Raw genomic sequence first — 3,930 nt, forward strand, 5'->3', positions numbered from 1 at the left:
CATATGGAAAAATTCACAAAACAATTCGAACACTTATATTTAGAATAAACACAAAAAATTGCCACCAGTTAACTTAACTGGTTGGCAATTTTTTAACGAGAATGCTTTACAAATAGTTGAATTGCTTCTTCTGGTACATAGCACTTTCCATTACTCTCTACAATAATACTTCTTAATTCATACCCTTTACCATTGATACGAATTATATTTTTGTTACCAAATAATTGTGCTTCTACTTTATTATGTTTTACTACGAGTAACGGGTTTGCTCCTTCGGTTTTGTCGGCTGTTACAGTTGCACCGATTTTCTTAAAGGCTTGTTCACTCTCTAAAAATATTTTATTCGTTACTTCTTCTAAGTTAAAGCCCATCGCTTTCGCCATCGTCTTCGCAATGTCTGTATTTTGGATTAAGCCTTCTGGTTTTTGAGGTCCATAAGAATGTAAGAATACATCCTCACCTGTATGTCCTCCTGTCGTAAAGCCGATATTTGCACGATTAGCCAATAATGTAGTAAAAATTCGTCCTACATCCATTTTCTTTTTTGCCACTTTTAATTGTTCTTTTTCATCATGAGTTAGATTATCCAAACCGTATAGTTTAGCTACATCTTCTACATTTGATAAATCAGATTTCAGTTTATTTATAGTTCCTTCAAGTGTCATTTTCGCCTTTTTCAATGAATCAATGTATACAGAAACCGGTGTAGTATTGTATCCTTTTGTCGTATTCCTATTCCCTATAGAGATGCCGCTGTTACCATGATCAGTTAAAGCGATGAGCATCGTATCCCCATCTTTCTTCGCAAATTGTAACGCCTTTGCTACCGCTTCATCAAATGCTAATACATCACTAATCATCCCAATTGGATCATTAGCATGAGCTGCCCAATCAGGCTTACTACCTTCTACGAATAAAAAGAAGCCATCTTTATCTTTTGATAATGTTTGAATTGCTTTTTCTGTCATTTGAGAAAGTGTTGGTTGTTCTGGATTTGTTGCTATACGATCCATATCAAACGCAAGAGCATGATGTGAGAAAGAGCCCCAAATTTTATTAGATTTGGAGTTCAATAACGCATCTTTCGTTTCAACGAAATCGTATCCTTTGTCTTGAATCACCTTTACTAAATTTTCACCATCTTTTCGGATTCCATTACTTTTCATAGGTAACAGCGCCGCTTTTCCCCCGCCTAATACGACATCTATATTTTGATATACTTGCTGCTTCGCAATTACGTCAAAATGTTTGCGATTGACATGGTGAGCAGAGAATCCGGCCGGAGTAGCATGCTGAATTTCAGATGTAGCAACAATGCCAGTTGCACGACCAGTACATTTTGCGCCTTCTAATACGTTTGCGACCGGCCGTAACTTTTCTTCTTCTTTTATTGGCTGTAAGCTAGGCGAACTTACAATAGAAGGTAATATACCTACATATCCTGAATTCGATTTATTTCCAGTTGCTAAAGCTGTTGCTGCTGGCGCTGAGTCTGTAATAGCTGATTCCGCCGAAAACGTACGAACACCTCCTGTTACAATTTGATCTAACGTAAGCGGTGCCCCTTTATACCAGCGAGCCAATGTTGTCGCCGTTGAACTCGTTCCGTCCATAACCATCATAATTATATTTTTAGGCTGGTGTTCTACTTTTTTCACCTTAGCTTTGGCCGCATGATAATTCATCATACTTTCCGTACTTAATACGCTTACTATTATAGCTCCCACTAATAGTAACTTTTTCATCTTCACACCATAATTCAACATGATTGTTCCTCCATAAACTTTGCATTCATTTCAATACACCTTATTTCCTTTTCCATACCAAAACCTACATATGTTTTATTAGTTCCCAATTCTCATAAAGCTAACAATAGTTACTTTCTCTTTCTTTAATTAAATATCGATATGTATCATTTATCTTATAAAAAAGATTTAACATCCTTTTCATTAATTACTTGTTTAACAATAAATCCTCGATTAAAAGAAATAAAAATTTATTGTTAAACAATAAATTTCATGTTAAATTAATAAGATATTAAATAAATGAGGTGCTTTTTATGAAACAAGGATCCACACTCTTTTTAAAGACCGTTGTAATTCTAATCGGAATCCCCGTTCTTGCTATGTGCATTTTTTTAGTCCCTAAAATAGGAAATTTTGCCGCAGAATTATATCCAGATATTGCATATATTAAATATCTTGTATTTATCAATTTATACGCAACAGCAATACCTTATTACTTCGCACTGTACCAAACATTTAAGCTTTTAAACTATATTGATAAAAATAACGCATTCTCAGAGCTATCTGTTCAAGCTTTAAAAAATATTAAGTACAGCGCATTGGCAATTAGTGTATTATATGTATTAGGTATGCCACTTTTTTATCTCGTGGCAGAGAGAGATGATGCCCCTGGCATTATTATTATCGGAATGATTATGATTTTTTCTTCAATGGTAATCGCGGTCTTTGCTGCCGTTCTCCAAAGACTATTAAAAGATGCTATAGATATAAAATCAGAAAATGATTTAACGGTCTGAGGTGAATAATATGGCAATTATTATTAATATTGATGTAATGTTAGCAAAAAGAAAAATGAGTGTAACAGAACTTTCGGAGAAGGTTGGAATTACAATGGCTAACCTTTCTATCTTGAAAAATGGAAAAGCAAAAGCAGTCCGTTTTTCAACTTTAGAAGCAATATGTAAAGCATTAGAATGCCAACCGGGTGATATTTTAGAATATCAACCTGAAGATACCGAGTAAAAAGAGTACTTCATATGAGTAATGGGTTCAGTGTAGGAAGAGAAAAATGCTAATAACCATTAGAAATAACAAACTAAAACGCTCAGAAGATATTCTGAGCGTTTTTATTTCCTTATTCAACTAAAGCACCAGTTAGTGTAAAAAGCTATTTCACCATTTGTATGGCTAACTTATCTTTTAACATTGACCTATATGAGTCAATTTCATATTTTGTATTATTGATTTTTTCTTTTTTCATTTTTAACATATCGAATATTTCTAATTCTAAATTCCTTCTAGCTTCAAGAACTTTTATCGCTCCTTCTATACCTGAATGGTTATGTTCTTTTCCATAGCCTTGGTTAGTGTAATAGTCAATAATTCCTGTGGACCATTCTGGAGTTCTTTCTTTTAACGCCTTCCTAAATGAAAATTCAAGATTATCTTGTTCTACATACAATAACATTGGATTTAAATTCTCTATGATTTTTGCAACTTTCATTACATAATTTATTATTTTTTCTTTTTGTTCACCATATTTAATCATCCCAATAGTTAATGGATTTTGTATGAAACAACATTCAAAGATATAAACCTTATTGTCTTCTAGAGCGGTTTCAGCAAAGTCATTCCATTTATCAGCAATTAATTCAACATTTTTATCGAATGGTAATTCGTATATATCATTTTTAAAAATAATGTTAAATAATTCGTCCGAAAACTGGTCACCAAACTCATTTTTTATCTTTCTGTATGGTAATAAATAATTGCTTCCTTTTTTTAGAACTTTCTTAAGGAGCACTTCTTTAAAATCCCCACTGTTAGATAATAATCTATCGAACTCAAATTTATTAAAACAAGATACACCATCATAGTCGGCTGGGTGGTTCAAATTTCCTTCTAAAAATAGTTCAACTTCAATTTTATTTTGGCTTAGAATTTCATTTATTAGCTTTGCAGTGGTTGATTTTCCAAATCCAGGTAACCCTTCTACTATTATTAGTTTTGTATTCATAATTATAAATGCCTTCCTTCAAAGTATTTAACTAAGATTAAAAAAATCACTTACTCCACTGCAATCACCCCTTCAAAATATGATATTTACCATTTCCTTTGAAAAAACCTTCTTAAAGTAACCTGACTGTTAGTTTAAGAACATTCTTTCATAATCTCTACAACTATT

General features: G+C 32.7%; 4 protein-coding genes. 2 read left to right on the forward strand and 2 right to left on the reverse strand.

Translation table 11 applies throughout. The features are described 5' to 3' along the window. Positions 1-92 precede the first annotated feature (92 nt). Positions 93-1,766 (reverse strand): alkaline phosphatase, encoded by a 1,674-nt coding sequence (locus ACQGSG_RS27285; protein ID WP_098567248.1) that lies wholly within the window; start codon positions 1,764-1,766, stop codon positions 93-95. Between the two features lie 293 nt (positions 1,767-2,059). On the opposite strand from ACQGSG_RS27285, the gene ACQGSG_RS27290 reads away from it, so the two are divergent. Together ACQGSG_RS27290 and ACQGSG_RS27295 are read left to right on the forward strand one after the other, a co-directional pair. Beyond that, entirely contained in the window at positions 2,060-2,542 is a 483-nt protein-coding gene (locus tag ACQGSG_RS27290) for a DUF2975 domain-containing protein (RefSeq protein ID WP_000809119.1), read from the forward strand. Between the two features lie 10 nt (positions 2,543-2,552). Next, positions 2,553-2,768, forward strand: a complete 216-nt coding sequence (locus ACQGSG_RS27295) for a helix-turn-helix domain-containing protein (RefSeq protein ID WP_000974619.1) — start codon at positions 2,553-2,555, stop codon at positions 2,766-2,768. 145 nt (positions 2,769-2,913) lie between these two features. Here the strand turns inward: ACQGSG_RS27295 and ACQGSG_RS27300 are convergent, their stop codons facing one another. Beyond that, positions 2,914-3,762 (reverse strand): hypothetical protein, encoded by an 849-nt coding sequence (locus ACQGSG_RS27300; RefSeq protein WP_097796583.1) that lies wholly within the window; start codon positions 3,760-3,762, stop codon positions 2,914-2,916. Positions 3,763-3,930: the final 168 nt, after the last annotated feature.

It is taken from the genome of Bacillus sp. GMa5/1 (assembly GCF_050172015.1).
Classification (GTDB): domain Bacteria; phylum Bacillota; class Bacilli; order Bacillales; family Bacillaceae_G; genus Bacillus_A; species Bacillus_A cereus.

What these genes read in the sequence shown, in the direction of transcription:
- ACQGSG_RS27285 (WP_098567248.1), bottom strand. Translation starts at nt 1,766, where the DNA reads ATGTTGAATTATGGTGTGAAGATGAAAAAGTTACTATTAGTGGGAGCT.
- ACQGSG_RS27290 (WP_000809119.1), top strand. Translation starts at nt 2,060, where the DNA reads ATGAAACAAGGATCCACACTCTTTTTAAAGACCGTTGTAATTCTAATC.
- ACQGSG_RS27295 (WP_000974619.1), top strand. Translation starts at nt 2,553, where the DNA reads ATGGCAATTATTATTAATATTGATGTAATGTTAGCAAAAAGAAAAATG.
- ACQGSG_RS27300 (WP_097796583.1), bottom strand. Translation starts at nt 3,762, where the DNA reads ATGAATACAAAACTAATAATAGTAGAAGGGTTACCTGGATTTGGAAAA.